General features: G+C 70.2%; 15 protein-coding genes. 10 read left to right on the plus strand and 5 right to left on the minus strand.

Annotated features, from left to right (window positions below):
* Positions 1-51 precede the first annotated feature (51 nt).
* From VNJ48_RS08960 to VNJ48_RS08975, 4 genes are all read left to right on the plus strand, one after another.
* Positions 52-264 carry a dodecin gene (locus VNJ48_RS08960; protein WP_325601212.1) on the plus strand — a complete coding sequence of 71 codons (213 nt, stop codon included), beginning with the start codon at positions 52-54 and terminating at the stop codon, positions 262-264.
* Positions 265-328: 64 nt separating this feature from the next.
* Complete coding sequence (gene fabG, locus VNJ48_RS08965) at positions 329-1,054, plus strand: 3-oxoacyl-ACP reductase FabG (RefSeq protein ID WP_325601214.1); 726 nt, start codon at positions 329-331, stop codon at positions 1,052-1,054.
* 2 nt (positions 1,055-1,056) lie between these two features.
* On the plus strand, positions 1,057-1,839 hold the full coding sequence (fabI, locus tag VNJ48_RS08970; RefSeq protein WP_325601216.1) for an enoyl-ACP reductase FabI: 783 nt from the start codon (positions 1,057-1,059) through the stop codon (positions 1,837-1,839).
* Between the two features lie 31 nt (positions 1,840-1,870).
* Positions 1,871-3,559 carry a Mur ligase family protein gene (locus tag VNJ48_RS08975; protein ID WP_325601218.1) on the plus strand — a complete coding sequence of 563 codons (1,689 nt, stop codon included), beginning with the start codon at positions 1,871-1,873 and terminating at the stop codon, positions 3,557-3,559.
* A 14-nt stretch (positions 3,560-3,573) separates the two neighbouring features.
* On the opposite strand, the gene VNJ48_RS08980 is transcribed toward VNJ48_RS08975, so the two are convergent.
* The 3 genes from VNJ48_RS08980 to VNJ48_RS08990 form a co-directional block, all read right to left on the minus strand.
* Positions 3,574-3,939, minus strand: coding sequence for a cupin domain-containing protein (locus VNJ48_RS08980; protein WP_325601220.1), 366 nt, complete (start codon positions 3,937-3,939; stop codon positions 3,574-3,576).
* On the minus strand, positions 3,940-6,711 hold the full coding sequence (cphA, locus tag VNJ48_RS08985) for a cyanophycin synthetase (RefSeq protein WP_325601222.1): 2,772 nt from the start codon (positions 6,709-6,711) through the stop codon (positions 3,940-3,942).
* A gap of 156 nt (positions 6,712-6,867) precedes the next feature.
* On the minus strand, positions 6,868-7,866 hold the full coding sequence (locus VNJ48_RS08990; protein ID WP_325601224.1) for a cyanophycinase: 999 nt from the start codon (positions 7,864-7,866) through the stop codon (positions 6,868-6,870).
* 33 nt (positions 7,867-7,899) lie between these two features.
* Here VNJ48_RS08990 and VNJ48_RS08995 point away from each other — a divergent pair, with 33 nt between their 5' ends.
* A complete protein-coding gene (locus tag VNJ48_RS08995) occupies positions 7,900-8,430 on the plus strand; it encodes a SixA phosphatase family protein (RefSeq protein ID WP_325601226.1) in 531 nt (176 codons plus the stop codon).
* A 23-nt stretch (positions 8,431-8,453) separates the two neighbouring features.
* Entirely contained in the window at positions 8,454-9,182 is a 729-nt protein-coding gene (locus VNJ48_RS09000) for a putative protein N(5)-glutamine methyltransferase (RefSeq protein ID WP_325601361.1), read from the plus strand.
* 31 nt (positions 9,183-9,213) lie between these two features.
* Here VNJ48_RS09000 and serB read toward each other — a convergent pair whose 3' ends face one another.
* Positions 9,214-10,434: a phosphoserine phosphatase SerB gene (serB, locus tag VNJ48_RS09005; RefSeq protein WP_325601228.1), complete on the minus strand. Its 1,221-nt coding sequence runs from the start codon at positions 10,432-10,434 to the stop codon at positions 9,214-9,216.
* A 63-nt stretch (positions 10,435-10,497) separates the two neighbouring features.
* Positions 10,498-11,217, minus strand: a complete 720-nt coding sequence (locus tag VNJ48_RS09010; protein WP_325601230.1) for a hypothetical protein — start codon at positions 11,215-11,217, stop codon at positions 10,498-10,500.
* A 60-nt stretch (positions 11,218-11,277) separates the two neighbouring features.
* Between VNJ48_RS09010 and VNJ48_RS09015 the strand changes: the two genes are divergently transcribed.
* The 4 genes from VNJ48_RS09015 (at position 11,278) to VNJ48_RS09030 (ending at position 14,529) form a co-directional block, all read left to right on the plus strand.
* Positions 11,278-12,078, plus strand: a complete 801-nt coding sequence (locus VNJ48_RS09015) for an ABC transporter ATP-binding protein (protein WP_325601232.1) — start codon at positions 11,278-11,280, stop codon at positions 12,076-12,078.
* A gap of 41 nt (positions 12,079-12,119) precedes the next feature.
* On the plus strand, positions 12,120-12,581 hold the full coding sequence (locus tag VNJ48_RS09020) for an NfeD family protein (protein ID WP_325601234.1): 462 nt from the start codon (positions 12,120-12,122) through the stop codon (positions 12,579-12,581).
* A 71-nt stretch (positions 12,582-12,652) separates the two neighbouring features.
* Positions 12,653-13,774, plus strand: coding sequence for an SPFH domain-containing protein (locus VNJ48_RS09025; protein ID WP_325601236.1), 1,122 nt, complete (start codon positions 12,653-12,655; stop codon positions 13,772-13,774).
* Positions 13,771-14,529 carry a sulfite exporter TauE/SafE family protein gene (locus tag VNJ48_RS09030; protein WP_325601238.1) on the plus strand — a complete coding sequence of 253 codons (759 nt, stop codon included), beginning with the start codon at positions 13,771-13,773 and terminating at the stop codon, positions 14,527-14,529. Before VNJ48_RS09025 ends, VNJ48_RS09030 begins: the two co-directional genes overlap by 4 nt.
* The last annotated feature ends 15 nt before the right edge of the window (positions 14,530-14,544 follow it).

A 14,544-nucleotide genomic window follows, 5' to 3' on the forward strand; every position in this document is an offset into this window, starting at 1 on the left:
GGGCGGCCGGCCAACGTGGCCGCCGCCTCTGACGTCCACGAGGAGCCCGCCATGTCCGATCGCACCTACCGCGTCACCGAGATCGTCGGCACCTCGCCGGACGGGATCGACCAGGCCGTGCGCAACGGCATCGAGCGCGCCGGCAAGACGCTGCGCCACATCGACTGGTTCGAGGTCACCCAGATCCGGGGCCACGCCAAGGACGGACGGGTCGAGCACTTCCAGGTCGGGATGAAGGTCGGATTCCGGCTCGAGGACGAATGAGACCGCACCTGCGTGCAGCGGGGGGTTTCCGTCTACCCCTCGGTAAGCGCTAGCGTCGTCCGGCGTGAGCGAAACCACAGCACCCGCCCCTCGGTCCGTCCTCGTCACCGGTGGCAATCGCGGCATCGGCCGTGCCATCGCGGAGGCCTTCGTCGCAGGAGGTGACAAGGTCGCCGTCACGACCCGCTCGGGCGGTGCTCCCGACGGTGCTCTCGACGTGCGGTGCGACATCACCGATCCCGCCGCGGTGGACGCCGCCTTCGCGGAGATCGAGGCCGCGCACGGACCCGTCGAGATCCTGGTCGCCAACGCGGGCATCACCCACGACACCCTGATCCTGAGGATGTCCGAGGACGACTGGGCCAGCGTCATCGACACCAACCTGACCGGCTCCTTCCGGCTGGCCAAGCGCGCTGCCAAGGGCATGCTGCGTCTCCGGCGCGGTCGGATCATCTTCATCTCGTCGGTGGTCGGGCTGCTCGGCTCGGCCGGACAGGTCAACTACGCGGCCTCCAAGGCCGGGCTGGTCGGGATGGCGCGGTCGCTGGCACGAGAGCTCGGCTCGAGGTCCATCACGGCCAACGTCGTCGCTCCCGGGTTCGTGGAGACCGACATGACAGCAACGCTCACCGATGAGCAGAAGCAGGCGATCAAGACGCAGGTGCCGCTCGGCCGCTACGCCTCCGCAGCCGAGGTCGCCTCGGCCGTGGTCTGGCTGGCGTCCGATGGCGCGGCATACGTGACAGGAGCCGTCATCCCGATTGACGGCGGACTCGGAATGGGGCACTGAACATGACTGACTCCACTGGAATCCTCAGCGGCAAGCGCATCCTGGTGGCGGGCGTGACGATGGACTCCTCCATCGGGTTCGCCACCGCCAAGGTCGCGCAGGAGCAGGGCGCCACCGTGCTCATCTCCAACTTCGGGCGTGCGCTCAACATCACCCGGCGCATCGCCAAGCGGCTTCCCGCCGAGGCGCCGGTGCTGGAGCTCGACGTCACCGACGAGGACCACCTCGCCGGCCTCGCCGACCAGGTGCGCGAACACGTCGACGGTCTCGACGGGGTTGTCCACTCGATCGCCTACGGCAACCCCCAGACGCTGCTCGGCGGCAAGTTCCTCGAAGGTCCCTGGGACGACGTGGCGCAGGCGGTGCAGGTCTCGGCCTACTCCCTCAAGGCGCTCGCCGTCGCCAGCCGACCGCTGATGTCCGAGGGCGGCTCGATCGTCGGTCTCACCTTCGACGCGACCATCGCGTGGCCGGCCTACGACTGGATGGGCGTCGCCAAGGCCGCGCTGGAGTCCACCTCCCGCTACCTGGCCCGTGACCTCGGTCCGGCGGGCATCCGCTGCAACCTCGTCTCGGCCGGCCCGCTCAAGACCTTGGCAGCCAAGGCGATCCCCGGTTTCGAGGATCTCGAGTCCGCCTGGAAGGACCGCGCTCCGCTCGGCTGGGACGAGAGTGACCACGCGCCGACCGCCAAGGCCGTGTGCGCGCTCCTCAGCGACTTCTTCCCCGCCACCACCGGCGAGATCATCCACGTCGACGGTGGTTTCCACGCGATGGGCCTCTGAGTCGGCACCCAGCGGGCGATACGGTTCGGCCGTGACCTCCCTCGTCGAGCTACGCGTCCTGGAGGGTCCGAACCTCTACTTCCCGCGGGCGGCCATCAAGCTGACCCTCGACATCGGCACCATCGCGGAGGCCTCTGACGAGACCGTGCTGAGGTTCGCGAGGCGCATCGGACTGAGCACCACGCGTCCTGGGGCCCCGGGGTCGGGCTTCCGTCAGCGCTTCGCGATGCGGGCCGTCGAGCGGCTCGTCAGAGCCGTTGCCCAGGAATCGGGCACGTCGCGGCTCGCCGTCCGCGTGCGACCGACCGCCGAGCACAACCAGCTCGTGGTCGCCTTTCCCTGGCGCAACCGGGGCCGCGCCGAGGCCCTCGGCCAGGCAGTGGCCCACGTCCTCGATGCCCTCCCGAGCCCCGACGTCGAAGCGGCAGTGACCGCGGGGGCGGCCGAGGTCGCTGCAGCCGCCCCTGGCGCGCGCCCGACGACCATCACACCGAGGATCCCGGTGGTCGCGGTCACCGGCACCAACGGCAAGACGACCACCAGCCGGATGATCGCCCACATCGCGCAGGCGGACGGCAAGCTGGTCGGCTGGTCCAACACCGACGGCATCTACATCGACGGCGAGCTCGTCGAGGCCGGGGACTACTCCGGGCCCAGCGGAGCCGGGAGGGTGCTGGCGCACCGAGGCGTTGAGCTCGCCGTCACCGAGACGGCCCGCGGCGGCATCCTCCTCAAGGGCATCGGACTGACCCGCAACGACGTGTCAGTGGTCACCAACGTGACCGCGGACCACCTCGGCATGCAGGGCATCGACACCGTCGACCAGCTGGCCGAGGTCAAGGCTGTCGTGCCCCGGATCACGCGGTCGTCAGGCTGGTCGGTCCTGAACGCCGACGACCCCCGGGTGCTGGCTATGCGAGCAGTCATCCGGGCCCAGCCCTGGGTGTTCTCCCGGGACCCCGACTCACCGGCGATCCGCGAGGTGCTCAACAGCGGGGGCCGCGCGACGACCGTGATCGACGGCTGGGTCACCGTGATGCGACCGGGCGCTGACCCCGAGCCGCTCGTCGAACTGGTCGAGGTGCCGATGACCCTGGCCGGGCTGTCGCGCTTCAACGTCGAGAACACCCTGGCTGCAGCGTCGGCCGCCCTGGCGATCGGCATCTCCTGGCAGTCGGTCATCACCGGGCTGACGTCGTTCCTGCCGGACGCCGAGCACAACCCGGGGCGGATGAACTTCTTCTCGTTGCCCGGCGAGGTCACCGTGGTCATGGATCTCGCCCACAACGAGGCAGGGCTGGAGGCCCTGCTCGAGATCATGCAGGGCGTACGCCGCCCCGGATCACGGGTCCTGCTCGGGCTCGGCGCCGTGGGTGACCGGACCGACGAGCTCATCGACACCCTGGGCGAGATCGGGGCCAAGGGCAGCGAGGTGGTGGCGATCGGGCACAAGCAGCACTACCTGCGAGGCCGCACGATGGACGAGATCGACGTCCTGCTCCGGGCCGGGGCTGCGCGCGTCGGCGTCGTCGACATCGAGACCTACGACACCGAGGTCGCCTGCTTGGCAGCACTGGTCGCGGGCGCCGAGGCCGGCGATGTCGTGGGACTCATGTGCCACGCCGAGCGCCAGGCGGCGTACGACTGGATCGAGGCGCACGGCGGCACCGGTGACGACCCGGAGACCCTGGCTGCGAAGGTGCGGGTCGCTCGGGGCTGAGCCGACCGGTTCGGTCACGTGTCGCCGCGGTCGATCTGCTCGCCCGGTGTGCCGATGTCCAGGTCGCCCTCCACGATCATGGCGACGAGGCCGGCGTGCGTGCGTGTCTCGTGCGCCTCGCCGGGTTCCCAGACAGCCGCCTGACCGACGCCGATCGTCTGCACCGTGCCGTCGTGCCCCGCGACCTGCGCCTCGCCGGAGAGGACGACGAGCAGCTGTCGCCCACTGGCGGGGTGGCGGCCGATCACGCCCCGGGGGCCCAGGGTCACTGCCACCAGGTGTGCGTCCGCGCAGATCCCGAAGGCACCCACGGAGAAGCTCTTGCTCTGGTGCTCCTCGATGGGACGGCGCGGCAGGTCGGCCAGGGACAGGATCCGCACTCAGGCTCCCGCAGGGGGCGTGTAGTCCGGGTCTGCGGCGGGGACCTCGTCGTTGATGCCCGAGCCCGCCTGCGCCTGCGAGGACCAGGCCTCCAGCTCGCTCATCACCTCGCCGTGCTTGTCGACACAGACCACGACCAGGTCGCCACGGTTGGCGCGGCTCATGGCGTGGCGCACGGCGGAGATCTCGTCGAGGACCTCCTCCACCTGGCGACAGCGCGCGCCGTCGGCCATGGCGGCGCGCAGTCCCTCCAGCACGAAACCGGCCACCTCGCCGCGCTCGCGCCCACGGAGGGCGACGTCCTCGCGGACGATGCAGACGTCGAAGTGCTGAGCAGCGATGTGGCCGAGCTCGCGCATGTCCTCGTCACGTCGATCACCCGCCGTGGCGATGATGCCGATGCGCGAGGGACGGGCCAGGTCGTGCGAGGACTCCAGTGACTCGCCGAGCCGGTCGACGAAGTCCCCGAGCGCCTTCATGCCGGGCGCGTTGTGGCAGTAGTCCACGATGACGTTGACCCCGTTGACCTCGACCTCGTTGAGACGGCCGGGGGAGAGGTAGTAGCTCGTCGAGAACGTCCGCAGCCCCTGCCGGATGTCGTGCAGGGGAGCCCCGGCGGCGAAGGCAGCGGCGGCGGCTGCCAGGGAGTTCTGTACGTTCATCCGCGCCCGACCGCCGAACGTGGCCGGCAGCAGGTGGGTCCACGCGAGCTGCATCTCCCGACGGCCGTGCTTGACGACGATCATCTCGCCGCGCTCGGAGGGGTTGAGCACGAGCGCCTTGCCACCGCGGCGGCAGTGCGCATCGATGAGGTCGCGGGCCTCGGTGCCCGGCTCCTCCATCGAGAACCACACGACCTGGCCCGAGCATCGCCGCCGCATCTCGCGCACCAGCGGGTCGTCGGCGTTGAGCACGGCATGTCCGTCGCGCGGCACGGCCTCGACGATGACCGCCTTGACGTCGGCGAGCTGCTCGACGGTGTCGATGCCACGCAGGCCCAGGTGGTCGGGCTGGACGTTGAGCACCACGGCGACGTCGTTGCGCTCGTAGCCCAGCCCCTCGCGCAGGATCCCTCCCCGAGCGACCTCGAAGACCGCCATGTCCACCCGCGGGTTCTGGAGCACCATGCGGGCCGAGCGTGGGCCGGAGGCGTCGGCGCGGATCACGAGCCGTTCGTCGATGACGACACCGTCGGTCGAGGTCATGCCCACCTTGCGACCCAGGCCCTTGAAGATGTGCGCGATCATCCGGCTGGTGGTCGTCTTGCCGTTGGTCCCGGTGACCGCGATGATCGGGATGCGGGAGATGGCACCGGGCGGGAACAGCATGTCGACCACGGGCTTGGCGATGAACTGCGGTTCCCCGATCGTCGGGTGCGTGTGCATCCGGAAACCCGGAGCGGCATTGACCTCGCAGATCGCCCCGCCGGTCTCGCGGACCGGCTCGGTGATGTCGGGACAGATGAAGTCGATGCCCGCGATGTCCAGGCCGACCATCCGGGCTGCCTCCTCCGCGATCTCGACGTTCTCCGGGTGCGCCTCGAAGGTGCGGTCGATCGAGATGCCACCGGTGGACATGTTGCCTGTGAGGGCGAGCCGGACCGTCTCGCCCTCGGCAGGGACGGAGGTCAGGGAATGGTCCTGGCCCTCGAGCACGTCCAGCGCAGCGGCGTCCACCTTGATGCGGGTCAGCACCTTCTCGTGCCCGACACCCCGACGGGGATCGGCATTGGTCAGGTCGACCAGCTGCTCCACGGTGGACGTCCCGTCGCCGGTGACGCTGGCCGGCACCCGTTCGGCGATGGCGACCATCCGGCCGTCGATGATGAGGCAGCGGTAGTCCTTGCCCGTCACGAACGACTCGACGATCACGACACCGCGCCGCGACTGCTCGGCGGCGATGGGGAAGGCGTTGCGGACGTCCGCCTCGTTCTGGAGGTTGAGGCACACCCCGCGCCCGTGGTTGCCGTCGAGCGGCTTCACGACCACGGGGTAGCCGATCCGGGCCGCGACCTGCACGGCACCGTCCGCCGTACGGATCGAACCCTGCTTGGGGACGGGCAGCCCGGCGGCGCCCAGGAGGGTCGTCGTGAGGTCCTTGTCGGAGGCGATGTCCACGGCGATCGAGCTGGTGTCGCTGGTCATCGTGGCGCGGATGCGCTTGGCGTGGACGCCTTGGCCGAGCTGAACGAGGGAGTGCTGGTTGAGGCGGATCCACGGGATGTCGCGGGAGACGGCTTCGTCGACGATCGCCTGGGTGGACGGGCCGAAGGCGGTCCGCTCGGCGCGGCGGATGAAGGCGTCGCGCTCGGACTCCCACTCGAAGTCGGGATCTCCATCGACCAGGTGGTTGACCAGCCGGACCGCCAGCTTGCCGGCCTCGATGCCGACCTGCTCGTCGATGTAGCCGTAGACGATGTTGTAGTGGCCCTTGCGGCCCTTGACCATGCGCGTCTTGCCGCGGCGGATGTCGTGGCCCACCACCTGCTGGAGCGCGAGGGCGACGTGCTCGGCGACGTGGCCCAGCCAGGTGCCTTCGTTGAGGCGTTCGACGAAGCCGCCTCGTCGGCCGCGGGAGCAGGAGTGCTCGCGCAGGCCCGGCAACATCGCCACGAGCTCCTCGCTGAACCCGGGCAGGGTGTTGGTGGGGAACTCCTCCAGCGAGCCGAGGTCGACGACGAGGTGCACTGACTTGTCGTAGGACCAGACGTTGGCGCCGCGGTAGATGCGCGTCTCGAGGATCGTCAGGTCCGGGGTGGGCCGCTCACTCATGCACGTACTCGCTTCGCTCCGTGCGCGCATGAGGCACATGTCACGCAGTGTCTGATGATTCGCTCGCTTCGCTCACTCATGCGCGTACTCGCTTCGCTCCGTGCGGGCATGAGGCACATGTCACGCAGTGTCTGATGATTCGCTCGCTTCGCTCACTCATGCGCTGTCTCCGTCAGTTGCTGGTGGGGTGGGCGAGACGCTCAGCCGCTTTCGGTTGCGAGTCATCCGGCGGCGGAAGGTGGTGGGGGACACGTCCGCGGCCGCGATGTCGCGTGCCATCCGACGGAGGTCTCGGCCGGCCTCGGCGATCTCGGCCGCCTCGCTCTCGTCCACGGCGTGCGTGGGCGGGATGAGCGTGCGGGTGGTCAGGTCGTACGCCGAACCGGCCGGCAGCATGTGGAGGACGACACCGCTCGCCAGCAGCGGGGCGGACTGGCGCGCCTCGTGGGCGTTGGTGACCATGCGGTCGGGGTCGAAGATCGTGACCGCTCCGCGACCGGTCACCCGCAGGACCTCGTGTCCGTCGACGTCTTCGATGACTGCCGCGGTGTCCTCGTCCACCCCGATCCCGAGGAGCTGGGGGCTCTGGGAGACGATCATCAGCAGCCGCCCGTAGCGGTTGCGCTGGTCGAAGTGCTGGTCGATCACGGTCGAGGTCACCAGGCCGAGCCCGGCAGCGACCTGGGTCATCCGCTGCTTGGGCGTGGCGCCGCCTGCACCGAAGGCGACCATGTGCGAGGACTGGATGCTCGCGCCGGCCGACGTGCCCGCCACGACGGCGCCCCGCTCGTGCGCATCGACGATCGCGTCCCCGAACGGGGTGCCGCAGATGGCGCCGGAGAGCTTGAGCTGGTTGCCGCCCGTCATGAAGATGCCGGTTGCGTCCTCGACCGCCTGCACGAGCTCCGGGTCGTGGGCGTCCTCGCGGGTCTCCGGACGGGCCGAACGGACCTCCGCGGCCCCGAGCTTCGTGAACAGGGCCTCGTAGACCTCGTTGATCTCGGGTCCGAGCGAGGAGGCGGTCGGGATCACCACGATCCGGGCGTCGGCGCCGCCGCTTGCTGCCACGAAGTCCTTAAGGATGCCGCGCTTGCGGAGCTTGTCCTCGGCACCTCCGATGATCATGAGGGGACCGGGGGTTGGGGCTGGAGGCATGACAGGCAGGCTATCGGCATGGAGAATCGCCGCGTGACCAGTTCGGACCCCGCCGTCGCGCAACGTCGTCTCCTGCTGGTGCGCCATGCCAAGGCGGAGGCGTGGGGCGAGGACGACCACGCGCGACTGCTCACCGAGAAGGGCAGGACCGACGCCGCGGCGGCGGGTCGGTGGCTGGCCGAGTCCGGGTTCACCCCCGACCGTGCCCTGGTGTCGAGCGCCACCCGCACCCGGGAGACGTGGAGCCTCATGTCCGAGGCAGCCGGCTGGGAGCTGGCACCGGTGATCGAGCCTGCGCTGTTCGCGGCGAGCCCCGACACGGCCCTCGACCTGCTGCGCGAGTCACCGGTCGATGCGCTGGCGGTGATGGTCGTCGGCCACAACCCGACGATCGCCTACCTCGCCCAGCTCCTCGACGACGGCAGTGGCGACGAGGCGGCGGGCGCGGCCATGGTGGGTGGCTATCCGCCGTGCGCGATGACCGTGTTCGACGTCGCCGATGACTGGGCCGACCTCGAGATCGCCTCGGCGTCGTTGCGTGCCTTCCACTCCGGACGTCCCTGATCGTCGACCAGATTGCTCGGCGACTGCGGGCCGCGGGCTGCGTCTTCGCCGAGGAGGAAGCCGCGCTGCTGCTCCGTACCGGCCTCACCGGTCCGTCGCTCGAGGCGCTCGTCCGCCGGCGCATCGAGGGCGAGCCCCTCGAGACGGTGCTGGGCTGGGTGGCCTTCGGGGGTCGGCGACTCCTCGTCCGGCCGGGCGTGTTCGTCCCGAGGCGTCGCACCGAGCTGCTGGCGCGCGTGGCCAGCGAGCACGCCCGACGCGACGCGGTGCTGGTGGAGCTGTGCTGCGGGGTGGGTCCGGTCGGTGCCAGCGTGCGGGCCGGTGAGGTCCACCTCGCAGACCTTGATCCGGCCGCGCTGGAGTGCGCGCGCATCAACGTGCCGAGCGGTCAGGTGCATCTGTCCGACCTGTACGCCGCCCTGCCCAGCAGCCTCAGGGGGCGGGTGGGCGTCCTTGCTGCCAACGCGCCCTACGTGCCCAGCGACCAGGTGGCGCTGATGCCGCCCGAGGCTCGTGATCATGAGCCGAGCCTTGCACTCGACGGCGGGCCCGACGGAGTGGACCTGCATCGTCGGATCGCGGCCGGGGCGATGGACTGGCTCGCGGCGACCGGGGTGCTGCTCATCGAGACGTCGGTGGTGCAGGCGTCGTTGACGGCTCAGGCGATGCGCAAGGCGGGGTTCTCGACCGCCGTCGTCACGGACCGCGAGATCGAGGCCTGCGTGGTTGTCGGTAGCCGCGCTTCGACCTGAGTCTTCTCGAGACTCAGGTCTGAGCGGCGACTCAGATGGAGGGAGCGGGCGTGACGATGCCGGCCTCGGCGTCGGCCGCCTCGATCTCCTCGCGGGTGATGCCGAGGAGGTACATGATCGTGTCGAGGTAGGGCACGTTGACCGCTGCATCGGCGGCGTCGCGCACCATCGGCTTGGCGTTGTAGGCGATCCCGAGTCCGGCCGCGTTGAGCATGTCGAGGTCGTTGGCGCCGTCGCCGATGGCGATGGTGGCGCCTTCGGGCACTCCGATGTCCGCGGCGAACTCGCGCAGCGCCCGCGCCTTGGCCGCACGGTCGACCACGGGGCCGAGCACCCGACCGGTCAGGAGACCGTCGACGATCTCGAGTTCGTTGGCTCGCGAGTAGTGGATGTCCAGGTCGGCAGCGAGGCGGTCCGTGATCTGGCTGAAGCCGCCGGACACGAGGGCGAACCGGTAGCCGAGCCGCCGAAGGACGCGGACCAGCGTACGAGCGCCGGGAGCCAGGGTGATGGCGTCGTAGACCTCGTCGATCGCGCCGGCCGGCACGCCCTCCAGGAGCGCCACGCGCGCCCGCAGCGACGCCTCGAAGTCGAGCTCACCGGCCATCGCCTGGTCGGTGACCCGCGCGACCTCGTCCTCACAGCCGGCGTGGGCTGCGAGCATCTCGATGACCTCCCCCTGGATCAGGGTGGAGTCGACGTCCATGACGATGAGCCGCATGGACCGCCGCAGCAGGTTGGCCGGCTGGACAGCGATGTCGATGCCCTGGCGGGACGCTTCGGCGGCGAGCAACGGACGCAGCACCTCCGTCTCGACGCCGGAGATGGCCAGGTCGATGGCGGTGACCGGATAGCGGGCCATGCGCTCGATGCGGTCGATGTTGGCCCCTGAGTCGGCGATGCGGCCGGTGATGGCCGCCATCGCGGACGCCCTGAGCGGGGAGCCCAGGACGGTCACGTGCGAACGTCCCATGCGCCGTGGCTGGTTGTCGCCCTGCCCCCGCAGCACCTCGGCGTTCATGCCGAGGCCGGAGGCGGTCTCCTCGATCGCGGCGCGCAACTTCTTCCAGTCACGAGGTGCCGTGACCAGCAGCCCGAGCACCAGTCGGCGGCGGAGCACGATCTGCTCGAGGTCGAGCACTTCGACGCCCGCGGCGGCGATCGTCGCGAACACCGCAGACGTGACGCCGGGGCGGTCCTTGCCGGTGATGGTGATCAGGAGGGTCTTGGGGGTCTCGTCCAGGTCGCTCATCTCGGGAGCAGCCTATGCGCCCGAGGAGGGGGCGGCCGCACTCGTCCAGCAGTCAGCGGTCACTCAGGGGTCCGGCCACACCTCCGACGAGCACGCAGCCACGAGCGCCCGTCTGGACGCCCGCTCCAACGGGCGCAGAGCCGATCGTCGGGCCTCGATCTCGTGGGTGGAGAGCGCGCCGCCGTCGTCCCCGAGCGCGAGCTCGGCGATGGCCCAGCCCTGCAGACCCCGGGCAGCGAGGTCAGCGCAGCGCGGTGGGGTCCCCGACGGCGCATCCAGGACGGGTCGGTGACGCAGGTTCATCAGCTCGTCCGCCGCCTCGGGCCGCCAGTGCGCCACGTCGAGGTCGGAGAGCAGGTCCGCCGCCTCGATCAGGGTCGCCCGCAGCGCGCGGTCCGCCTCGCCCACGTCCGGGACCTGGCGGGGCGCAGCCGGACCGACCCGCCAGTGCGCCACCTCACCCACGACCTCCGGCACCACTGCCCACGCGCCGACAACCACCGCCTCACCCACAGCGAGCGCGGCGTCGTTCAGCTCTCGCGGACCACCGAGCCCCAAGGGGTCGCCCTCGACGGGGAGCGCCAGCCCGGCGCCGGTGGCACCGGAGCGCCTCGCTTCGAGGAGGAGGTCCAACATCGCCGTACCCCCTGCCAAGCCGTCCACGACATGGCCCAGGTCGCCGTCCGTGACCGCGTCAAGCACGTGGTCGGTGACTTCGTGACCGCGCAGCCACGCCGTCAGCCACCAGGCGAGGCGGGCGGACAGGGGCAGCTCGAGGGACACGGCTGGCAACGATACGCGGGAGTCGTGGCGGGCAGGTCGCCGCTGGATAGGGTGAGGCGCATGAGCGCCGTGATCGAGTTCGCCGACCTCACGGTCCGGCGGGGTCGGGCAACGCTGCTCCACGAGATCAACTGGACGGTCGAGGAGGACGAGCGCTGGGTCGTCCTCGGTCCCAACGGGGCCGGCAAGACGACGCTGCTGCAGGTCGCCGCGGCGCAGATCCACCCCACGGAGGGCGTCGCCGGGATCCTGGGCGAGGTCCTGGGCACTGTCGACGTCTTCGACCTGCGTCCGCGGATCGGCCTCACCAGCGCAGCGCTGGCAGACCTCATCCCCCGCGGCGAGCGGGTGCACGACGTCGTCGTCTCCGCGTCCTACGCCATGTTGGGGCGCTGGCGCGAGGTGTATGACGACCTCGACCACGAGCGGGCCGTCTCGCTCCTGACCGAGGTCGGCGCACGACACCTCGGCGAGCGGACCTTCGGGACACTCAGCGAGGGCGAGCGCAAACGGGTCCAGATCGCCAGGGCGCTGATGACCGATCCCGAGATGCTGCTGCTCGACGAGCCCGCTGCCGGCCTCGACCTGGGCGGTCGCGAAGACCTCGTCTCCACCCTGTCCGTGCTGGCGCTCGACGAGAACTCACCGGCAACCGTGCTCGTCTCCCACCACGTCGAAGAGATCCCGCCGGGGTTCACCCACGCGCTCCTCCTGAAGGCGGGTCGTGTCGTCGCCTCCGGCCCGCTCGAGCGCGTGATCACCCCAGAGACGCTGTCCAAGACCTTCGGCATGCCGTTGCGCGTGACGCACGAGGACGGCCGGTTCGCGGCCCGTCGGCAGGCGCGGCACAGCGCGTCCTGACGCCGTGTTTGCCGTGCCGGCCCAGGGGATAGGCTCCGCCCATGGATTGGATCCTGAGGCACGCGTGGGAGGCTTGGCTGGGGCTGGCCATCGTGCTCGGTGTGGCCGAGATGTTCAGCCTCGACCTGATCCTGGTGATGCTGGCAGCCGGCGCGATCGTCGGCATGGTCGCAGCCGTCCTCGGCCTCCCCATCGCGATCCAGGTCGTCGCCTTTGCCGGGGTCTCGGTCGCTGCGCTCGCGCTCGTGCGACCTACCGTGGTGAAGCGGTTCCACGGCGGCCCCGAGCTCGCCCTCGGGCACGGCAAGCTGGTCGGGCGCCAGGGCACCGTGACCGCTGACATCACCTCGCTCGCGCCGGGCCGGATCAAGCTCGCCGGCGAGTTCTGGACCGCCGAGCCCTACGACGAGACCATTCGCATCGCCGCAGGCGAGACGGTCGAGGTGCTCGAGATCCGCGGCGCCACCGCCATCGTCCATCCCGTTGCCCAGCTGGAGTCCTGACCGGCCCGTCCAGCACCCCTCAGCCAAGCAACACCGTCCGTCCATGCACGTCGTACACGAAGGAAGCCTCCATGATTGGCCTGATCCTGCTCGGCCTGCTGGTCCTGCTCGTGATCGTGACGCTCGCCAAGAGCGTGCGCATCGTCCCCCAGGCGCGTGCCGGCATCGTCGAACGCTTCGGCAAGTACAAGGGCACCCTGCCTGCAGGACTCAACCTCCTGATGCCGTTCGTCGACCGCCTGCGCTACCTCATCGACCTGCGCGAGCAGGTCGTCTCCTTCCCGCCGCAGCCGGTGATCACCGAGGACAACCTCGTGGTCTCGATCGACACGGTCATCTACTTCCAGGTCACCGACCCGGTCGCCGCGACCTATGAGATCGCCAACTACATCCAGGCCATCGAACAGCTCACCATGACCACCCTGCGCAACATCGTGGGTGGGATGGACCTCGAGGAGACGCTGACCAGCCGCGACTCCATCAACTCCGGACTGCGCGGCGTCCTCGACGAGGCCACCGGCAAGTGGGGCATCCGGGTCAACCGGGTCGAGCTCAAGGGCATCGACCCGCCGCCCTCCATCAAGGACTCGATGGAGAAGCAGATGCGAGCCGACCGCGAGAAGCGTGCCGTCATCCTCACGGCTGAGGGCCAGCGCCAAGCCGCGATCCTCACCGCAGAGGGTTCGAAGCAGTCCCAGATCCTCAACGCCGAAGGTGACCGCGAGTCGCAGATCCTGCGCGCGCAGGCCGACCGGGAGGCCTCGATCCTGCGCGCCCAAGGTGAGGGCCAGGCCATCCAGACGGTCTTCCAAGCAATTCACGACGGGCAGCCCGACCAGTCGCTGCTGGCCTACCAGTACCTCCAGATGATGCCGAAGATCGCCGAGGGCAGCGCGAACAAGGTGTGGGTCATCCCGTCCGAGATCACGAAGGCGTTGGAGGGACTCGGCTCCTCCATCCACGAGATCGCCGGGATCCCCCAGGACGCCACGCCGCGCACCCGTGTCGACATGGGTCCGACCGAGCCGCAGCTGCCGCGGTCCTCGGACGAGGGATCCACGAAGAAGGTCGTCGAGGAGGCCATCGCCGCAGCGGAGTCGGCCAGCCGCACCCCGACGGCCCCCGCACCGGCGGCGGCTCCCGCCGTCAGCGCTGCGCCCAGCGAGCCGACCCAGGAGCCCCCGACGGCGTGACCCTGCTCGAGGCCTCGCTGATCGCCCTTGCGGGGGTGGCGGCGGGCACCATCAACACGGTGGTGGGGTCGGGGACGTTGATCACGTTCCCGACGCTGCTGGCCTTCGGGGTCCCCCCGGTGACTGCCAACGTCTCCAACTCGATCGGGCTCGTGCCGGGGTCGGTCACCGGAGCGATCGGCTACCGACGTGAGCTGCGGGGGCAACGCACCCGCATCCTCCACCTGGCCAGTGCCTCGGGGGCCGGTGGCCTCCTGGGCGGGCTCCTCCTGCTGTGGCAGCCGGGCGCCTTCGAGGCCGTGGTGCCTGCTCTGATCGTGCTCGGACTGGTCCTTGTCGTCGCCGGGCCACGCATCTCCGCCTGGGTCGCGCGGCGCCACGAGGCGACCGGCGGTCTGCCGATGCGCGGCGCCTGGTGGGTCTGGCCGCTCATGTTCGCGTGCGGGATCTACGGCGGCTACTTCGGTGCCGCTCAGGGCGTGCTCATGATGGCGGTGCTGGGCATCGGGGTCGACGAGGCGCTCCAACGACTCAACGGCCTCAAGAACGTCCTGGCGGCGCTGGTCAATGGAGTCTCGGGCGTGCTGTTCGCCTTCTTCGCCGATGTCGACTGGTCGATCGTCGCCCTGATCGGGGTCGGTGCCGTCGTCGGTGGGATCCTCGGCGCCTCCGTCGGTCGACGGCTTCCCGCACCGCTCCTGCGAGCGTTCATCGTGGTGGTCGGACTGACTGCGCTGATCACCTTGCTCACCTGACGACCCCTCCACGCG

It is taken from the genome of Nocardioides sp. (assembly GCF_035576065.1).
Classification (GTDB): Bacteria; Actinomycetota; Actinomycetes; order Propionibacteriales; family Nocardioidaceae; genus Nocardioides.

What these genes read in the sequence shown, in the direction of transcription:
- fabI (WP_325601216.1), top strand. Translation starts at nt 1,057, where the DNA reads ATGACTGACTCCACTGGAATCCTCAGCGGCAAGCGCATCCTGGTGGCG.
- VNJ48_RS09015 (WP_325601232.1), top strand. Translation starts at nt 11,278, where the DNA reads ATGAGCGCCGTGATCGAGTTCGCCGACCTCACGGTCCGGCGGGGTCGG.
- VNJ48_RS09020 (WP_325601234.1), top strand. Translation starts at nt 12,120, where the DNA reads ATGGATTGGATCCTGAGGCACGCGTGGGAGGCTTGGCTGGGGCTGGCC.
- VNJ48_RS09025 (WP_325601236.1), top strand. Translation starts at nt 12,653, where the DNA reads ATGATTGGCCTGATCCTGCTCGGCCTGCTGGTCCTGCTCGTGATCGTG.
- cphA (WP_325601222.1), bottom strand. Translation starts at nt 6,711, where the DNA reads ATGAGTGAGCGGCCCACCCCGGACCTGACGATCCTCGAGACGCGCATC.
- serB (WP_325601228.1), bottom strand. Translation starts at nt 10,434, where the DNA reads ATGAGCGACCTGGACGAGACCCCCAAGACCCTCCTGATCACCATCACC.
- VNJ48_RS08990 (WP_325601224.1), bottom strand. Translation starts at nt 7,866, where the DNA reads ATGCCTCCAGCCCCAACCCCCGGTCCCCTCATGATCATCGGAGGTGCC.
- VNJ48_RS08960 (WP_325601212.1), top strand. Translation starts at nt 52, where the DNA reads ATGTCCGATCGCACCTACCGCGTCACCGAGATCGTCGGCACCTCGCCG.